The sequence below is a fragment of the Pseudomonas taiwanensis genome (assembly GCF_013393345.1).
Taxonomy (GTDB): Bacteria; Pseudomonadota; Gammaproteobacteria; order Pseudomonadales; family Pseudomonadaceae; genus Metapseudomonas; species Metapseudomonas resinovorans_C.
Genome location: NZ_QJRF01000060.1, coordinates 219,337 through 235,828 on the forward strand (window position 1 = coordinate 219,337; position 16,492 = coordinate 235,828).

Annotated in this window: 16 protein-coding genes; 11 read left to right on the forward strand and 5 right to left on the reverse strand. The window is 55.7% G+C overall.

The genetic code is table 11. From position 1 onward, the window contains the following. Positions 1-17 precede the first annotated feature (17 nt). The 5 genes from DM872_RS14120 to DM872_RS14140 form a co-directional block, all read right to left on the reverse strand. A complete protein-coding gene (locus DM872_RS14120; protein WP_179060076.1) occupies positions 18-1,199 on the reverse strand; it encodes a cytochrome P450 in 1,182 nt (393 codons plus the stop codon). Positions 1,200-1,373: 174 nt separating this feature from the next. Beyond that, entirely contained in the window at positions 1,374-2,210 is an 837-nt protein-coding gene (locus DM872_RS14125) for an N-acyl homoserine lactonase family protein (protein ID WP_179060077.1), read from the reverse strand. 46 nt (positions 2,211-2,256) lie between these two features. Beyond that, positions 2,257-3,294, reverse strand: a complete 1,038-nt coding sequence (locus DM872_RS14130) for an aromatic ring-hydroxylating dioxygenase subunit alpha (protein ID WP_179060078.1) — start codon at positions 3,292-3,294, stop codon at positions 2,257-2,259. A gap of 676 nt (positions 3,295-3,970) precedes the next feature. Then, a complete protein-coding gene (locus DM872_RS14135) occupies positions 3,971-5,248 on the reverse strand; it encodes an FAD-dependent oxidoreductase (RefSeq protein WP_179060079.1) in 1,278 nt (425 codons plus the stop codon). Positions 5,249-5,535: 287 nt separating this feature from the next. Beyond that, entirely contained in the window at positions 5,536-6,246 is a 711-nt protein-coding gene (locus DM872_RS14140; protein ID WP_179060080.1) for a GntR family transcriptional regulator, read from the reverse strand. 129 nt (positions 6,247-6,375) lie between these two features. On the opposite strand from DM872_RS14140, the gene DM872_RS14145 reads away from it, so the two are divergent. The 11 genes from DM872_RS14145 to DM872_RS14195 all read left to right on the forward strand — a co-directional run bounded on the left by DM872_RS14145 (position 6,376) and on the right by DM872_RS14195 (position 16,378). After that, on the forward strand, positions 6,376-7,416 hold the full coding sequence (locus DM872_RS14145) for an aromatic ring-hydroxylating dioxygenase subunit alpha (protein ID WP_179060081.1): 1,041 nt from the start codon (positions 6,376-6,378) through the stop codon (positions 7,414-7,416). Then, positions 7,413-8,369: a PDR/VanB family oxidoreductase gene (locus tag DM872_RS14150; RefSeq protein WP_179060082.1), complete on the forward strand. Its 957-nt coding sequence runs from the start codon at positions 7,413-7,415 to the stop codon at positions 8,367-8,369. The genes DM872_RS14145 and DM872_RS14150 overlap by 4 nt, the downstream gene beginning before the upstream one ends. Before the next feature lie 162 nt (positions 8,370-8,531). Then, the gene (locus tag DM872_RS14155) at positions 8,532-9,356 is read left to right on the forward strand and encodes an alpha/beta fold hydrolase (protein ID WP_179060083.1); all 825 of its coding nucleotides are present in this window, start codon (positions 8,532-8,534) and stop codon (positions 9,354-9,356) included. Positions 9,357-9,378: 22 nt separating this feature from the next. Beyond that, complete coding sequence (locus tag DM872_RS14160; RefSeq protein WP_179060084.1) at positions 9,379-10,338, forward strand: PDR/VanB family oxidoreductase; 960 nt, start codon at positions 9,379-9,381, stop codon at positions 10,336-10,338. A 147-nt stretch (positions 10,339-10,485) separates the two neighbouring features. Beyond that, positions 10,486-11,550 (forward strand): maleylacetate reductase, encoded by a 1,065-nt coding sequence (locus DM872_RS14165; protein ID WP_179060085.1) that lies wholly within the window; start codon positions 10,486-10,488, stop codon positions 11,548-11,550. Between the two features lie 19 nt (positions 11,551-11,569). Continuing rightward, positions 11,570-12,526 (forward strand): VOC family protein, encoded by a 957-nt coding sequence (locus DM872_RS14170; protein ID WP_179060086.1) that lies wholly within the window; start codon positions 11,570-11,572, stop codon positions 12,524-12,526. A gap of 10 nt (positions 12,527-12,536) precedes the next feature. Further along, positions 12,537-13,217 (forward strand): alpha/beta hydrolase, encoded by a 681-nt coding sequence (locus DM872_RS14175; protein WP_179060087.1) that lies wholly within the window; start codon positions 12,537-12,539, stop codon positions 13,215-13,217. Beyond that, positions 13,214-14,128, forward strand: coding sequence for an NAD(P)-dependent oxidoreductase (locus DM872_RS14180; RefSeq protein ID WP_179060088.1), 915 nt, complete (start codon positions 13,214-13,216; stop codon positions 14,126-14,128). Before DM872_RS14175 ends, DM872_RS14180 begins: the two co-directional genes overlap by 4 nt. A 9-nt stretch (positions 14,129-14,137) precedes the next feature. Next, positions 14,138-14,524 (forward strand): carboxymuconolactone decarboxylase family protein, encoded by a 387-nt coding sequence (locus tag DM872_RS14185; protein WP_179060089.1) that lies wholly within the window; start codon positions 14,138-14,140, stop codon positions 14,522-14,524. A gap of 275 nt (positions 14,525-14,799) precedes the next feature. Further along, on the forward strand, positions 14,800-15,918 hold the full coding sequence (locus tag DM872_RS14190; protein ID WP_179060090.1) for an S-(hydroxymethyl)glutathione dehydrogenase/class III alcohol dehydrogenase: 1,119 nt from the start codon (positions 14,800-14,802) through the stop codon (positions 15,916-15,918). A 76-nt stretch (positions 15,919-15,994) separates the two neighbouring features. Next, positions 15,995-16,378 (forward strand): VOC family protein, encoded by a 384-nt coding sequence (locus DM872_RS14195; protein ID WP_179060091.1) that lies wholly within the window; start codon positions 15,995-15,997, stop codon positions 16,376-16,378. Positions 16,379-16,492: the final 114 nt, after the last annotated feature.

Consider the following 16,492-nt stretch of genomic DNA (forward strand, 5'->3'; position numbering starts at 1 on the left):
TTCAATGCCCTCCAAGTTTAAACAGCATGAAGCTTGAGCGGGACATTGACCCAGCCCTGAATATTATTATTGATCAAGCGAACAGGATTACCTGCCAACTCAATTCGCTTTACTTTCTGCAGAAGAACCCTGAAGAGGCATTCAAATTCGACGCGGGCGAGTAGCTGGCCGGCGCAGCTGTGCACACCGACACCGAATCCGAGGTGGGGTCCCCGGCGCCGCACATCAAACTTTCCTGGTTGATCCCAACGGCTTTCATCCCGTCCGGCTGCTTTGAGGAAAACGCCGACCACATCGCCTTGCTTCAGCGGCATTCCTTCAAGTTCGGTATCGGACATGACCAATCGCCCCAGCATCCTAGGTGGCGGGTCAAATCGCAGCGACTCTTCGAAGGCCGCCTTCACAAGACTGGGATCCTCGCGCAGGGCATCCCATTGCTCCGGATCCTGGCTTAGGGCGTGAAGGGTGTTACCGATACCAGTCATCGTGGTGTCGAATCCGGCCCCCAGCAGGGTGAGGACAAGCAAATCGGCCTCTTCCTTGTTGATGACACCATCTTTCTCAAGCTGGTAGATCTTGCTAGCCATTCCCCCCGACGACACAGTTTCACGAGTTGCATTCTTGTCCATCCACGCGAACGCGTCCTCGGCCTCGACGATGGATTTAGTAAGAATCTCGTTGCGGGGGCCAGCACCATTGAACGCAGCAAGACCAAACTTAAGAATCTTTTCGCGCCCTTCGGATGGTAGGCCAATAATGTCCGGGAAAATTTTAAGAATATAACTAGCTGCGAGATCCTGAACGCCGTCCACGACTTGCCGTCGCAACATTTCGTCGACTATTACTTCCGCTTGGCGAGTAAACTCCGATTCCAGTCCCTTGATTCCTTCAGGACCGAGGATTTTCATAATTGCGTCACGTGCGCGCTTATGCTCCGGCGGATCCTCAGTAACCAGGATCCGTGGGACCAGCGATTGGTCATCGACACCAAAGGGACGGCCGGTCGAAGAGAAGATCTTCCAGTTACTCAGGACTGCCTGGGCGGCCTTGTGGCTACCGACGAAGAAGCAGTCATGTTTATTAAGCCGAACAACAGGACCAATCTTACTTACATTAATCTCTTCAGAGTTACGAATCGACTCCTCAGTCCAGAGATCAATATCAGTAGACGGGATGGAATCCCTAAACAGGCCAGCCATAATTATCTCCTCTTATTTTTTTTGCAGATCCAGTAACTGGACCGCCTACTCAAAGACCGCGACTTAGCACTACATAGGTTCCGAAACTATCAACACCTAGAAGGACGAGCACCTATCTAAGGATAGAGACAACCAAACCTAGAAACTAATGCCTGGATAAACTCGACATAACAGCTAGGCAGTTCCATTTTCGAGATCCCCGTGATCCAGATTGGTCGTGGGCGGCACATGTAGGCAGACAATATCCGCGGACTCACACTCAAAAGCCGGAAAGCGACGTCGGACCAAGGGGTCATGACCGGGTATCAAATGATCTGGAGAGTCCGCCAGCCGAGAAATAAGCCTATAACCATCCAGCATGTCACCCACATTAAATACGATGGGGAACGGAGAGTCTTCGAGAATATTTGAATAAAAATGACTAGCATCCGAAGCCAGCACCACCCATCCGCGCGAGGTATGAACACGCACTACCTGTAGGCCAGCGGTATGTCCACCAACCTTGTATACCTCGACCCCAGGAACCAACTCATAATCGCCATCATGGAACACGACCCTATTTTGGTAGACACCCCGAATAAGGTTGACCACATCTTCAACGTTGTATGAATGACGCAGTGGTCGATGCAGCATGTAACGCCCAGTTGCGAAGCTCACTTCATCATCTTGAATATGAAATCTTGCCTTGGGCAGTAGATCAATATTCCCAGCATGGTCGTAGTGGAGATGCGTGATGATTACGTCGTGGAGCTCATCAGGATTAACTCCAAGGTTTCTCAAGGAGTCGATAGGGCAACGCAACAACGCACGACCTCGTTTATCTGCCGCCTGTTGATTGAAGCCAGTATCGACCAGAATTGAATCTACTTCCCCCTTGATTAACCAAACGAAGTAGTCCATTGGCATTGCATGATCGTGGTTGTGATGGCAGTCAATAAAATTCTCGTGACGACTGCGGTCCACGCGTGCGTAACGCACCGCAAAGACTTCATAAGTTGGAAGTAAACTCAATTCCGGCCTCCCGCTTTTCTATACCAACTCCAGTAAAAAAGCTCTTTCAGGAGCCTTGGACAGTTTCGGCCTTGCGCAAACGGTCAACAATCCAGCGAAACTGACCGAGAGCTTGATCCGAAGAAGTTGGCACCATATCGGCGTCCGGCTTGAGATTCAGAACGCGCTGCTGAGCCTCAATCATGACGCGATCCTCTTCAAAGGCCATCCTGGCAGCTTTGAACATCTCGTCAGCCATCTCGTCATTACCGCGGATCGAATCGGGCCCCCAAGAGAAGAAGTATCTGGAGGTAGTCTCGGTAATGGCGGTGACGCCTTGACACGTCAAGGATTCAAACAGCGGTTTGTCGGTAGGAGGTTGATCACCCAAAAGTGCGGCGGTACCTGGCGGATAGACAGCGTTGTGCATGATCATCACGCCAGGGACATAGAATGTGTAAGCATTCCACATATCAACAGTGTCACCTGTAACACCACTAATAGTCGGCGGCGCCGGCTGGCTTACCACCCAGCGCTCAACTCGAACAGCTCGTTCAAGCCGGGTTACTTTCGGACGTGTACGAGCCCAGTCGAGACTCGAACCGAAGCTATTCGGGTGCACATACGAAAGGTGCGAGAAGTCCAGCAAGTTGTCGTTGATGTACTGATAATGCGCGAGGTAGTCGATTTGGCCAGATCGGAATATCCATTTTGGATCGTCAAGCTTGGCCGAGAGCGGGATTAGCGAAGGATCAGCCGATTCAGGATCACCCATCCAGACCCAAACCCAACTATGCTGCTCTACAACAGGGAAGCTTCGTACACAGGCTTTCGCAGGAATCGTTTCTTGGCCCGGAACTTCAACGCACTTTCCATTCGGAGCGAACTTGAGGCCATGGTACATGCAGCGCAGTGCATCACCTTCAACCGAGCCCAGTGATAGCGGCGCGGCGCGGTGGCAGCAACGATCCTGAAGTGCGACAACATCCCCTTTGCTATCACGGTAGAGCACGATCGGTTCGTTAATGATGGTTCGACTTACAGGGGTATCACCAGGAACCTCGTAATCCCATGCTGCGATGTACCAACAGTTCTTCACGAACATACTGTTTTCCTCTTCTTATTCTGAAGTCTTGAGAAAGGCCCCTAAGGGTCGCACCCAGATGCGCGAAATGCCTTATCCACCTTTATTGTGTGGTAATCGTCTAACTCAAAAACCTATCTTTAGAAAGCCCGGCGTGACGTACTTGATCGCCAAGCTCGGGTCATGCCGAATGAGCGCGTGCACCACGCTTTGGCAATACGCGCCTCACCTGTATGATTAGCGCAGCATCGCCATATATTTTTAAAATAGCGACTCGGTCCCAGGCGCTGGTTTCCGCGGATTGACGAGGCTGACCGAACAGGACATAAATTCCATCGCCTGCATTTCCAGGTTTAAGCAGGACACTAACTACGATCGGGAAGAGTCAGCACGTCGACTGAATCTATTTACACATTACCCCTTGAACCATCGCAGCACAGCAAGTGACTAGGACTGCCTTGTAGTAAGAGACAGGGAGAGATCCGCCCGCGCGTAATTAGCCCAGAAATCCGCTCGCAACATAAAGCACGTAATAGCAAAGCAATTTATTTCGTTGTTGCTTCGTAGCTAGTCATCCGGCGCTCCACCAGGCAGGACGCAACGCCGAATAACTACACCTTTCTGCATTCCCTATCTTTTCTCTCCTATCGAAAGATAGAGATGGTGGTTGCCTGTCTTTTTCTGTGACAGGCCGCCACTAACCAGCCCTCTCGATGGTCACGCCTCCGTGACCGCTCACGATCCCACCGTTGTTGCGCAGATCCTCTGCTACATAGGATTGCCGCCAATCTTCACGGTACGGACGCCCAGCGAGATCAAAGGTGGAAAGCATCGCTTTGCGCTTGTATTCCGAATTTCCGAGCATCGCGAAGAAGCCTGCCTCGTCCGCCTGGCGCTTGGCCGGCTCGCGCTCCTGCATTCGGCGCTTCAGCTCAATGGCAGTAGGACTGGCGATCTCAACGAAGCAGCGGCGACGTTCGTATGCATACCAATCCAGCGCGTCGTCCGCAGCCTGGTTATTGAACTGAGCGGACAGGGATTTGATAAGCAACGACGCATCCTGTACCCCGGAAGTGAGTCCCAGGCCACCAATTGGGTTGGTCGCGTGAGCCGCATCACCGGCTAGCAGCACCCTTCCGCTTCGATAGGTTTCAGCTGAACGCTGATGCACCCGATAGGAGTTAGCCAGCACCAACTCGTATGGCTCACTGGGATCAGGCAGGATTCGCTTGAAGCGCTCAGTGATACGAGCAACACGCTGCTCTTCAGTCAGTTCCGTGCTTTCGCCGTAGGCAACACGCCACAAACCGTCATTATTGATCTTTGCGACAACGCGCCAATCATCGGGATCGGCCACCATGTTGTTGTCGGCATAGTCGAACTTCTCGAAGTCGTAGATGAGGTTCGTCGCCATGAAGACCTCATCCCAAGTGAAGCCCTCGAACTGAACCCCCATGGCCTTGCGGACAGCGGAACCGGCGCCGTCGCATCCGATCAGCCAATCAGCGTCCAGGAACTCTTCGCAACCATCGCGCTCCAGCTGCAATTGCACTTTGTCGTCGGATTGGGTGTATCCCTGGAAAGCTGTCGCCCACTGGATCGTCGCATTCGGCAGAGCTTTCAGCCGCTCAAGGAGCAAGTCCGCGAGCTCATCCTGGCCGAAATGAAGGATGTACGAGTAGGGGGTGATTCCCTCCAGATCGTGAAAATCAAGCCCACCCTTTTGCCCAGACAACAGGAAGTGTTGAGTGAATCGGTAGCCAAAGGCGCCAATGCGCTTCGCGTCTTCCAATACCCCGACGTCATCAAGAACCTTCAGCGTGGAGGGCAAATAGACCATTGCCCGTGGAGATCGAAGAACCCCCTCCCCTTTGTCGATTACGGTGACTTCGGCTCCGGCCTGCGCTAGCCCCAATGCAATCAACAATCCAGTAGGACCAGCACCAACCACGACGACCTTGTTACCGGCAGCCATCTCAACCTCCTGAGATCTTTTTGTTATTGCCCGCAGAGCCATGAAATACGGTCGTGTCGGGCGGGAGGTTGTCAGTTAGAAGCGCAAGAGAGAGCGTTACACCTATCAAAAGATAGCGAGGGGATCGGGACGGAGCCGAGCGCTTACAGCGGAAAGGGACATCTCATGGGAAGGCCGGTGCTCGGGCAACGCTAATGCGCGCTGGCCACTCCTTCCGCACCGGCCCGGCAAAGCTTTGGATCCTATAGCGAAGCGGCACGAACGCAAAATTGGATCCACTATACCCCTTAGCCCTGTATGACGCGCAGCCCTGGTCTTGACGACTGCTTGGTGGCAAATAGCTCTGCATAGCCCAAAGTAGCGTTGGCATGCTCCTTCATGATCCCCTCCGCCCTAGCGCCTGCACCATGGATCAACGCGTCGTACACGGCGTGATGCTGCATATGGGCAAAATTAAATCGGCGGTATTCCCGCGCCATGTCATTACGGTCCACAGCTAGCGCGGTGACGGACGCGAACGGAAGGTGGTTGTTGCGCATCAGGGCCATCTCGATGGCGGGATTCCCGCTGGCCTCAATGATCAGACTGTGGAAGCGCATATTCAGATCCTGATAAGCCTCCAGGTCATCGTCAGTGACGAATCCTTTCGCAAATAACAGATCCCCTTCTTCCAGGCATTGCTGAAGGCCCCGCAGGCACTCCTCGGACAAGCCTCGCTCAGCGGCCTGCCGGGCCGCCAAACCTTCCAGCACCCCCCTGACCTCAACCGCCCCCGCAATTTCCTCGGGACTAACGCCCCTGACCAGATAGCCCCGGGCACCGGCCCGGCTCAACAGGCCCTCCTGCTCCAGCGTGCGAAAAGCAATACGCACCGGCGTCCTTGAGACCCCAAGCGCCTCAGCAGTGGGTATTTCAGCCAGCCTTTCGCCAGCCGCGAGTTCGCCAGAAGCGATCATTTTTCGAAGGGTCACGAGGACATGCTGCCCGGGCTTGCTCATCTTCAACTCCCAAAAAAGGACTACGCACCTGCGTATTGGATTCAAAAATCCCGGTTGACATCTTACCTCGGCGTATGGGCAAACTAAATTGGATCCAATAACAACAATCCCGCCTGGGAGGAGTCAATCATGTTCCTGAAGAACGCCTGGTACGTTGCGTGCACACCCGATGAGATCGCCGACAAGCCACTGGGGCGGCAGATTTGTGGCGAGAAGATCGCCTTTTACCGTGGCGTCGAAGGAAAGGTCCATGCAGTAGAGGATTTCTGCCCTCACCGTGGCGCCCCGCTTTCGCTTGGTTTCGTAAGGGACGGACAGCTCGTTTGCGGTTATCACGGCCTGGTCATGGGCTGCGATGGAAAGACCGTCTCGATGCCCGGTCAACGAGTGCAAGGCTTCCCTTGCATCCGCTCCTTCCCGGTAGTCGAGCGGTACGGCTTCATCTGGATCTGGCCAGGCGACGCCGCCCTTGCCGATGCCAATGAGATCCACCACCTCGAATGGGCTGAAAGCCCCGACTGGGCTTACGGCGGTGGCCTTTACCACATCCAATGCGACTATCGACTGATGATCGACAACCTGATGGACCTGACGCACGAAACGTACGTGCACGCGTCAAGCATTGGCCAGAAGGAGATCGACGAAGCTCCGGTTGCCACTCATTCTGAAGGCGACACAGTCATCACCTCGCGGTTCATGAGCAACATCATGGCCCCGCCCTTCTGGCAGGCGGCGCTCCGCGGCAACAATCTTCCGGACGATCAGCTCGTTGACCGCTGGCAAATTTGCCGTTTCACCCCTCCCAGCCATGTGCTGATCGATGTTGGCGTGGCGCTGGCAGGCAATGGTGGAATCAATGCGCCCGCGAATCTCAAGGCCAATAGCATCGTGGTCGATTTCATTACACCGGAGACAGAAACGTCGATCTGGTACTTCTGGGGAATGGCCCGGAACTTCCAAGCCCAGGACCACGCACTCACGGAACGCATCCAGGAGGGCCAAGGGAAGATCTTCGCCGAAGACCTCGAGATACTTGAGCAACAGCAACGCAACCTGCTGGCCTACCCCGAACGCAAGCTGCTCAAGCTGAACATCGACGCAGGTGGCGTCCAATCCCGTCGCATCCTTGATCGACTCATCGCTCGTGAAAGCGCCACGGAGGTCATGTGATGGAAGTAGTCGTCACTGCAATCGCAGTCGAAGCGGAAGGTATCAAAAGCTTCGAATTCCGCAGGGCCGATGGTGCGCATTTACCTGCATTCAGCGCCGGATCTCACATCGACGTGCGCACCCCCGATGGTCACCAACGCCAGTACTCGCTCTGCAACTCCCAGGATGAGCGAGACCGCTATCTCGTCGGCGTGCTGAAGGAACCGAACTCACGGGGTGGCTCCAAGTCGATGCATGAGCAATTGGAGGTCGGCGCCCGGGTCGAAATTAGCGAGCCGAAGAACCTGTTTCCACTCCACAACGCGACCAAGCGGAGTCTGCTGTTCGCCGGCGGCATCGGCATAACCCCGATCCTCTGCATGGCGGAGCGCCTGGCAACAATTGGCGCCGACTTTGAGCTGCACTATTGCTCACGCTCTGACGACCGAGCGGCGTTTGTCGACCGCATCAAGTCATCGTCCTTTGCAAGTCGCGTGCATTTTCATTTCGACATCGGCCCCGAAGAGCAGAAGCTGCAGGCCAGCTTCGTCCTTGGCGAGCCAGGAGATGGCGTTCATCTATACGTCTGCGGCCCTGGCGGATTCATGGACTTCATTCTCAACACCGCGCGGGATAGCGGATGGAGCGAAGACCACCTCCATCGGGAATACTTTGCTGCCCAACCAGCGTCCGCGCCAGGTGCGGATCAGGCATTCGAAGTCCAGGTCAGCAGCACCGGTGAGGTGTATACCGTTCCGGCAGAAATGAATGTTGTCCAAGCCCTGGCAGAGCATGGAATCGATATCCCCTATTCTTGCGAACAAGGCATCTGCGGTACCTGCACTACGCGCGTACTAGGTGGCGAGCCGGATCATCGCGATATGTTCCTCTCCGCGGAGGAAAAGGCAGCGAACGACCAGTTCATGCCTTGCTGCTCTCGAGCCAAAAGCTCCCGCCTCATCCTAGATCTTTGATCCTCTCTGCCCATGCTCAAACCGGCTTCATTGGGTCGGTTTGAGCCCATCACCCCCCTCTCCGAGTAGTTAGCCGAGATCAGGCTATCCAAGGATAGGTGTCCTAACACACAGCACCCTTCATCGTGTATCTGCCAATAACAATAGTGCAGGAGTACTTCGATGAATTCGATGACGTGGGGCGATGCCCGTGTGGACCATTCCGGTTTCCAACGAGACGAGTACGTTGTCGAAGGAACTCGGACTATTGTCTACAGCGCTGGTCAGGGAGAACCCCTCGTGTTCTTTCATGGTGCCGGCACCTGGCACGGCATCGACTTTGCCCGCACATGGATCGATCGTTTTCGCGTCATCCTGCCCTATCACCCCGGTTTCGGTGAGTCAGACGATAGTGAGTCAGCCAGTAACTTCCAAGACTACATAGATCACTACCGAAACTTATTCTCCCTGATGAATCTAAGTCGATTTCATCTCGTCGGCTTTTCCCTCGGCGGCCGACTGGCCGCTGAGTACGCGGCCGAAAACACTGAGCAAATTACGAAACTGGCTCTAATTGCTCCAGCTGGTCTCGAAGTGGAAAACATCTCGCTTCCTGACCTTCGTGAAGTAAAGCCGGAAGAATTCCCTGCCTACATGGTGAACGATCTCTCCACGCTCAAGCGTTACCTTCCTGACGGCTTCGATCCGCAGTTCATGAAGATGAGAGAAAGAGAGACGTCGTCGACAATGCGACTGCTTTCGGATGGTTTCAACAACTTATCAATGCCTGAGGTACTCCAGAAGCTGAGCATGCCCTCCCTAATTGCATGGGGACAGGAAGATCGGCTTCTTCCAGCCCCCCTCGCTGTGCACTGGCAAAAATACGTACCTAATGCACAAATCCAATTCTTTGCAGATGCAGGGCATCTAGTTCTGGACGAGTCCGTCGTTGCCAGGGAAGCAGTTGCGAAGTTTCTTTCAGCCACACCGAACAAGAACGAGCAGTAAGCCTGCTTGCTAGGAGTACCCCATGTCTGCCGAATTTCTAGATCTGATAATTTCCGCCATTAGATCGGAAGCTAAAGACACTCTTTCGTTTGAACTTAAGTGCGCAGACGGAAAAGAACTGCCCGAATTCGCACCAGGTGCCCATCTCGAAGTTCACCTCCCTAATAGCCTGGTTCGTCACTATTCGTTGTTCAACGACTCGACTGAGCGCAAGCGATATCAAGTCGCGGTGAGCCTTTCCCCCGAGAGCCGGGGCGGCTCTAGCTTCCTTCACGGTGGCCTCAAGGTTGGGCAAACCCTGCGAGTCCGGCCTCCGCGCAACAATTTCCCGCTAGTCGCTGACGCTGAACACTACAACTTCATTGCCGGCGGGATCGGGATCACCCCGATGCTTTCCATGGTTCGCTGGTGTGAACGTCAAGGTAAGAGTTGGCACTTGCACTATCTCGCCCGCACGAAATTGAGAGCCGCATTTTACGAAGAGCTTCTGGGCTTCGACAGAGAGAAAGTCACATTCCATTTCTTGGACGACAGTAACGGAACCCAATTTGATGTCGAATCGGCAATCTCACAGATGCGCTCCGATAGCCACATCTATTGCTGCGGACCTATGCCGCTCATGCAACGCGTTGAGCAAGCCGCTTCAACTCGTCCTTCTGACCACGTTCACTTTGAATGGTTTAGTGCTCGACCAAAGGACGAATCAGAAGTCAACGACGGGTTCAAACTGATTATCAAGAGTACCGGACAGGAATACCTAATTCCCGCGGACAAAACCATTCTGGATGTCCTCGAAGAAAATGACTACATGATCCCTTACTCCTGCCGCGAAGGCATCTGCGGTAGTTGCGAGGCAACAGTTGTATGCGGAACACCGGACCATCGAGACACTGTGCTTTCGGACGAAGCAAAAGCAGCAGGAAAAACCATGCTGGTTTGCGTTTCGCGCTCTAAAACACCTGTTCTTGAACTGGATATCTAACAGCAGTAGTGCACAGCATCGTCGATGCATCCATGAAAGCGAAATAAAACTTCAAATCTATCTTTCGATAGATGACCTGCGCGGTCCTACAAGTATTTTTACTGATGTGCTGCAGCAATATTAATAAGAGGTCAGTGAGGAGATCCGATGCAACCATTTTCCTACAACGCACTTCCTGCGCGTGTGATATTTGGCTTCGATACGCTTCGCCAGGTTGCTGAAGAAGTTCAGCTACTTGGATGCAAACGCGCGCTTGTTCTATCAACGCCGCATCAAAAGGCAGAAGCGCAGCATTTATCGGATTCCCTCGGGGAGCTGTCAGTCGGTACGTTCACTGAGGCCACCATGCACACTCCCGTCGAAGTTACGGCGCGGGCGGTGGAGCACGTCAAGCGCCTAGACGCTGACTGCGTCATTGCTCTTGGGGGAGGATCGACAATCGGCCTTGGCAAAGCCATCGCACTTAACACCGACCTTCCCCAGATCGCCATTCCGACCACTTATGCCGGGTCGGAAGCCACCCCGATCCTCGGCCAGACCGAAAAGGGTATCAAGACCACACAGCGGACCCTAAAGGTCCTGCCGGAAGTCATCATCTATGACGTGGAGCTTACCCTTACCCTCCCGGCGCAGCTGACTGTCACGTCCGGTCTGAACGCAATTGCTCACGCTGTCGAGGCGCTGTATTCGAAAGATGCCAACCCACTGATTTCGATGCTTGCCGAGCAAGGCATTGCCGCAATTGCCCGCGCCATTCCTCGCATCCATGCCAACCCAAATGATCGCGAAGCACGCTCCGATGCCCTCTTTGGCGCTTGGGCGTGCGGTACCTGTTTAGGCGCGGTAGGCATGTCCCTGCACCACAAGCTGTGCCACACGCTCGGCGGCAGCTTCGATCTACCGCACGCGGAGACCCATACCGTGGTGCTTCCTCATGCGGTTGCCTACAACGCGTCGGCTGCTCCGGAAGCCATAGCGCGTGTTGCCCGAGCGCTCGGAGTCGATGACGCAGCCAAGGGGCTGTACGACTTGGCCACCAAGCACGGTGCTCCGAAAAGCCTCGCTGACATCGGCCTTCGTAGAGAAGACGTGGCGCGCGCGGCTGACATCGCCTGTGCCTCCCCTTACTGGAACCCCCGAACGATCGAACGAGCAAGCATCGGCGAGCTCCTCGAAAACGCTTTCCTCGGCATCCGTCCTAACTCCAACTAAAACGCGCCTGGAGAACCTCATGGAAATCAATCCGCATATCCTCCGCCATCACCACATTACCCTGAACGTCGGCGGTGCCCAGGAAGACTACGACTTCCACACCAAGGTGCTCGGACTGAAGAGCGTCAAAAAGACCGGTCTCTACGACGGAAACGAGCCGATTTACCATCTCTACTACGGGAACGACCTCGGCGAAGAAAGCACGCTGGTCACCTGCTTCCCGATGCGTCAGTCCGGTCGTAAGGCCCGCCGTGGCTCTGGCCAGGTCAAGACTCTCGCCCTTTCGGTACCAGTCTCCTCGCTTAGCTTCTGGGAGAAGCATCTTTCCAGTTTCGGGTTCAAGCCGGCCTTCATGGAACGATTTGGCGAGAAGCTCCTGCAGTTTGCCCATCCATGCGGCATCGTCTATGAGCTAGTTGGCATTGCTGACGACAACCGCAAGCCGTACTCCAATGGGGCTATCCCAAGCGAATTTGGTATTCGTGGAACCCACGGCATTACGGTCACGGTTCGCGATCTGGAGAACTCCTCCGAGTTCATGCACTACGGCTGGAGCGGGAAGCAGCGAGAAGTCGATGGTGCATTCACCCGCTTCGAGGTGGGCAATGGTGGTACCGGCACCATCATCGACTTCGAGCTCGCACCCAATCTGCCGCAGGGTTCCTGGGCCTATGGCGAGGGCACCGTTCACCATTGCGCCTTCGAAGTCTCCGACCTGGAGATCCAACGCAGCGTCAAGCTGCATCTCGAAGGCCTTGGTTATACCGACGTTTCCGACCGCAAAGATCGCGGCTACTTCGACTCGATCTACGTTCGCACGCCTGGTGGTGCCCTGTTCGAAGCCTCGGTGTCCAAGCCTCAGGGTTTCCTCGTCGACGAGTCGTACGAGAATCTCGGCGGAACAATCCAGATTCCGCCACAGCTGGGCGCCAATGCTCAGGAAATCGCGGCATACCTCGAACCACTCAAGTACTGAGGACAGAGGCATGTCTCCGACCCCACACCTGGACCAACCTGCTCACGAGTTCGGCCCGGCACCAGAAGCTACCGGCATGGCGGTAATTCTGATCCACGGCCGAACGCAAGGACCGCAGGACATGGTCGCGATTGCCGATCGCCTCAACGTGCAAGACGTTTCCTACGTAGCGCTGCAGGCGAGCGACAACAGCTGGTATCCCGACAAGTTCATGGCACCGCTGGAGAACAATCGGCCGCATCTCGACCACGCTCTCGCGCGCGTGGAAGTAGCAGTCGGACGCCTTGAAGATCGTGGCATTCCCCGATCCCGAATCGTCCTACTCGGTTTCTCCCAAGGCGCATGCTTGGCCTGCGAATTCGTTTACCGCAATCCAACTCGTTGGGGCGGATTGGTCGCCTACACCGGCGGACTGATTGGGCCGGAGCAAATGACCTGGTTACTTGATCGGAAGCTGCAGCGGACCCCTATCTTCCTGGGAAATGGAGATGCCGATCCGTGGGTTCCTCTAGCCAGGACCGACCAGACCGCAACCGTCTTTGGCCGCATGGGCGGCGACGTGGAGCTTGAGACTTATCCAGGGCGCGAACACGCCGTCTGTGACGACGAAATCGCCCACGGCCGAGCAATCATCCAGTTGCTCAAGCAATCCGTTTCAGCACAAGTAGACAGCAGAGGAAGTAACGAATGAGCTTACCAAGCATTGGCTTCATCGGCTTGGGGACCATGGGCGAACCAATGGCTACCAGGCTGGTAGAAGCAGGTTATTCGCTGACGGTTTTTGATCTCAACACTAGTTCGGTGAGCCGCCTCGTAGCGATGGGCGCAACCTCCGCCCACAGCCCGGCCGAAGTTGCAGCTCAAGCCGAAATCGTACTCGCCAGCTTGCCGACCCCCGACATCATGCTCAAGGTCGCTCTGGGTGAAAACGGCGTCTGCAACGGTGGCAAGGTCCGAGTGTTCATCGACCTGTCCACATCTGGCCCGCGGGCAGCCAAGCAGCTTGCCAGCGGACTGGCAGCACATGACATCACAGCGCTCGATTGTCCTGTGAGTGGCGGCGCGGCAGGAGCCCGCAAAGGGACGCTTGCCTTGATGGTGTCGGGTCCTGAGCGCGAGCAAGCGGAGACGACCCCGATCCTGAAAAACCTCGGGAAAGTCATTTCCTGCGGTAACGAACCAGGTCTGGGTCAGACGATGAAGTTAGTGAACAACCTGGTCTCGGTCACGGCTTTGGCAGTTTCCTGCGAAGCCTTGGTAATGGGCGTTAAAGCCGGGCTGGACGCAAAGGTCATGCTCGACGTCTTCAATGCTGGAAGTGGCCGTAACAGTGCAACCACCGACAAGCTCCCTCGAGCGATCCTCCCTCGCACGTTCGACTTCGGGTTCACCACCGGCCTGTCACTGAAGGACACCCGCATCTGCCTGGAAGAAGCCGAGGCCATGGGTGTGCCGATGCCCGTCGGGAGTGCCGTGCGGCAGGTTCTGAACATGACCCGCGCAACTTACGGCGAGGGAGCTGACTTCACTCGAATTGCCTGCCTCATCGAACAGTGGGCGGGCATCGAAATGCCTGCGATTCAAGTCCAAGACAACGCATAGGAATAGAGAATGAACCGAGAGCTTTTTGAAAAGGGCTTTGCCAATCGTAAAGCCGTACTGGGTGCAGAACACGTCGAGCGTTCTTACGCTGCAGCGGATAGCTTCAATAAGCCGATGCAGGAGCTGGTTACTGAGTACTGCTGGGGCGCGGTATGGGGTGATGAAACCCTCCCGTTCAAAACGCGGAGCATCATCAACCTTGCTGCACTGACAGCGATGAACCAACACCACGAACTGGGCGTCCACGTGAAAGGTGCCTTGACCAACGGTGTCACTCGGGAAGAAATCCGTGCTGTGCTAATGCAGGCTGCAATTTACTGCGGCGTGCCGGCTGCTCTTGCTGCTTTCCGAGTAGCCAGCGAGGCAATCAAGGCTTGGGATGCTGAACACGCCTGAGTCATCAAAGAACCCGCTCTGCAATGGAGCGGGTTCTGATCCAAACCTCGTGCATCAAAACGACAGTTGCGAGTTCAAGACCATGAGTCCTCATCAGTTGCGTGACGACTCTCCTTCCTAGCCTGTCACGCCCTACCCCTGGGGCAATCGTTCGATAGGTGTTCTGAGGCATTACCACTGCAATTGTTATACGAGCCCGAGTGCACGGTTCGTTGCTGTGCGGCACAAGCACGACCGCAACCAACAAAAAATCCAAGTAACGAGGAACATCTGGAATGATCAAGTCTCGCGCTGCGGTGGCCTTCGCCCCCAATCAGCCACTGCAGATCGTTGAAGTCGACGTAGCGCCGCCCAAGGCGGGCGAAGTCCTAGTGCGCATCGTGGCGACCGGCGTCTGCCACACCGACGCCTACACCCTGTCCGGTGCTGACTCCGAAGGCGTGTTCCCCTGCATCCTCGGTCACGAGGGTGGTGGCATCGTCGAGGCCGTAGGTGAGGGCGTCACCTCGCTGGCGGTGGGCGACCACGTGATCCCGCTCTATACGGCCGAGTGCCGTGAGTGCAAGTTCTGCAAATCCGGCAAGACCAACCTCTGCCAGAAAGTGCGCACTACCCAGGGCAAGGGCCTGATGCCCGACGGTACCAGCCGTTTCAGCTACAACGGCGAGCCGGTCTACCACTACATGGGCTGCTCGACTTTCTCCGAATACACCGTGCTGCCGGAAATCTCCCTGGCGAAGATTCCCAAGGACGCCCCGCTGGAGAAGGTCTGCCTGCTCGGCTGCGGAGTGACCACCGGCATCGGTGCCGTGCTCAACACCGCCAAGGTAGAAGAAGGCGCCACCGTAGCCATCTTCGGCCTGGGCGGTATCGGCCTGGCAGCGATCATCGGCGCCAAGATGGCGAAGGCCTCACGGATCATCGCCATCGACATCAACCCGGACAAATTCGAGGTGGCCCGCGAGCTGGGCGCTACCGATTTCGTCAATCCGAAGGAACACAGCAAGCCGATCCAGGACGTCATCGTCGAGCTCACCGACGGCGGCGTCGACTACAGCTTCGAGTGTGTCGGCAACGTCAACCTGATGCGCGCCGCGCTCGAGTGCTGCCACAAGGGTTGGGGCGAGTCCGTGATCATCGGCGTGGCGCCCTCCGGTGCCGAGATCAGCACCCGTCCGTTCCAACTGGTGACTGGCCGCGTCTGGCGCGGTTCGGCCTTCGGCGGCGTGAAGGGCCGCACCGAACTGTCGAGCTACGTGGACAAGGCACAGCAGGGCGAGATCCCTTTGGACACCTTCATCACCCACACCATGACCCTGGATGACATCAACAAGGCCTTCGACCTGATGCACGAAGGCAAGAGCATCCGAACGGTTATCCAGTTTCAAGACTGAGTCTAACGACCCAGTTATCCAAGGCCGAGAGCAATGCTCTCCAGCCATCTTTAGACCCACAAAGAGAAATCACAAGATGTCCATCTTCACGCACGTAACTGTTGGCACCAACGACCTGGCCAAAGCCCGTAGCTTCTACGACAACGTTTTGGGTGCGCTGGGTAATAAGCGCATTGCAGATCTTGGCGAAAATGGCTCCATCTGGGGCGTAGACGCTCCGTCCTTCTTCGTACTGAAACCTGCAAACGGCGAACCTGCCAGCGTAGGTAACGGTGTCACTGTTAGCTTCGAAGCACCCAATCGCGCCGCCATTGATGCTTTCCATGCCGCTGCCCTTGCTGCCGGCGGTAAAGACGAAGGTGCTCCCGGCCCGCGTGGTTGGGCTCCGAACGCATACGCCGCATATGCTCGCGACCTCGATGGGAACAAGCTGGCGGTTTACTGCTTTAAAGCTGAGTAAGCACATCAGGCGCCTAACCTAAGGCGCTATCGAAGGCGCACTGCCGTTGCATGCATGTGCGCCCTCCTCCGAAACCAATAATCACGAACTTTCAGTGGTTCCTCTGGAAACCAC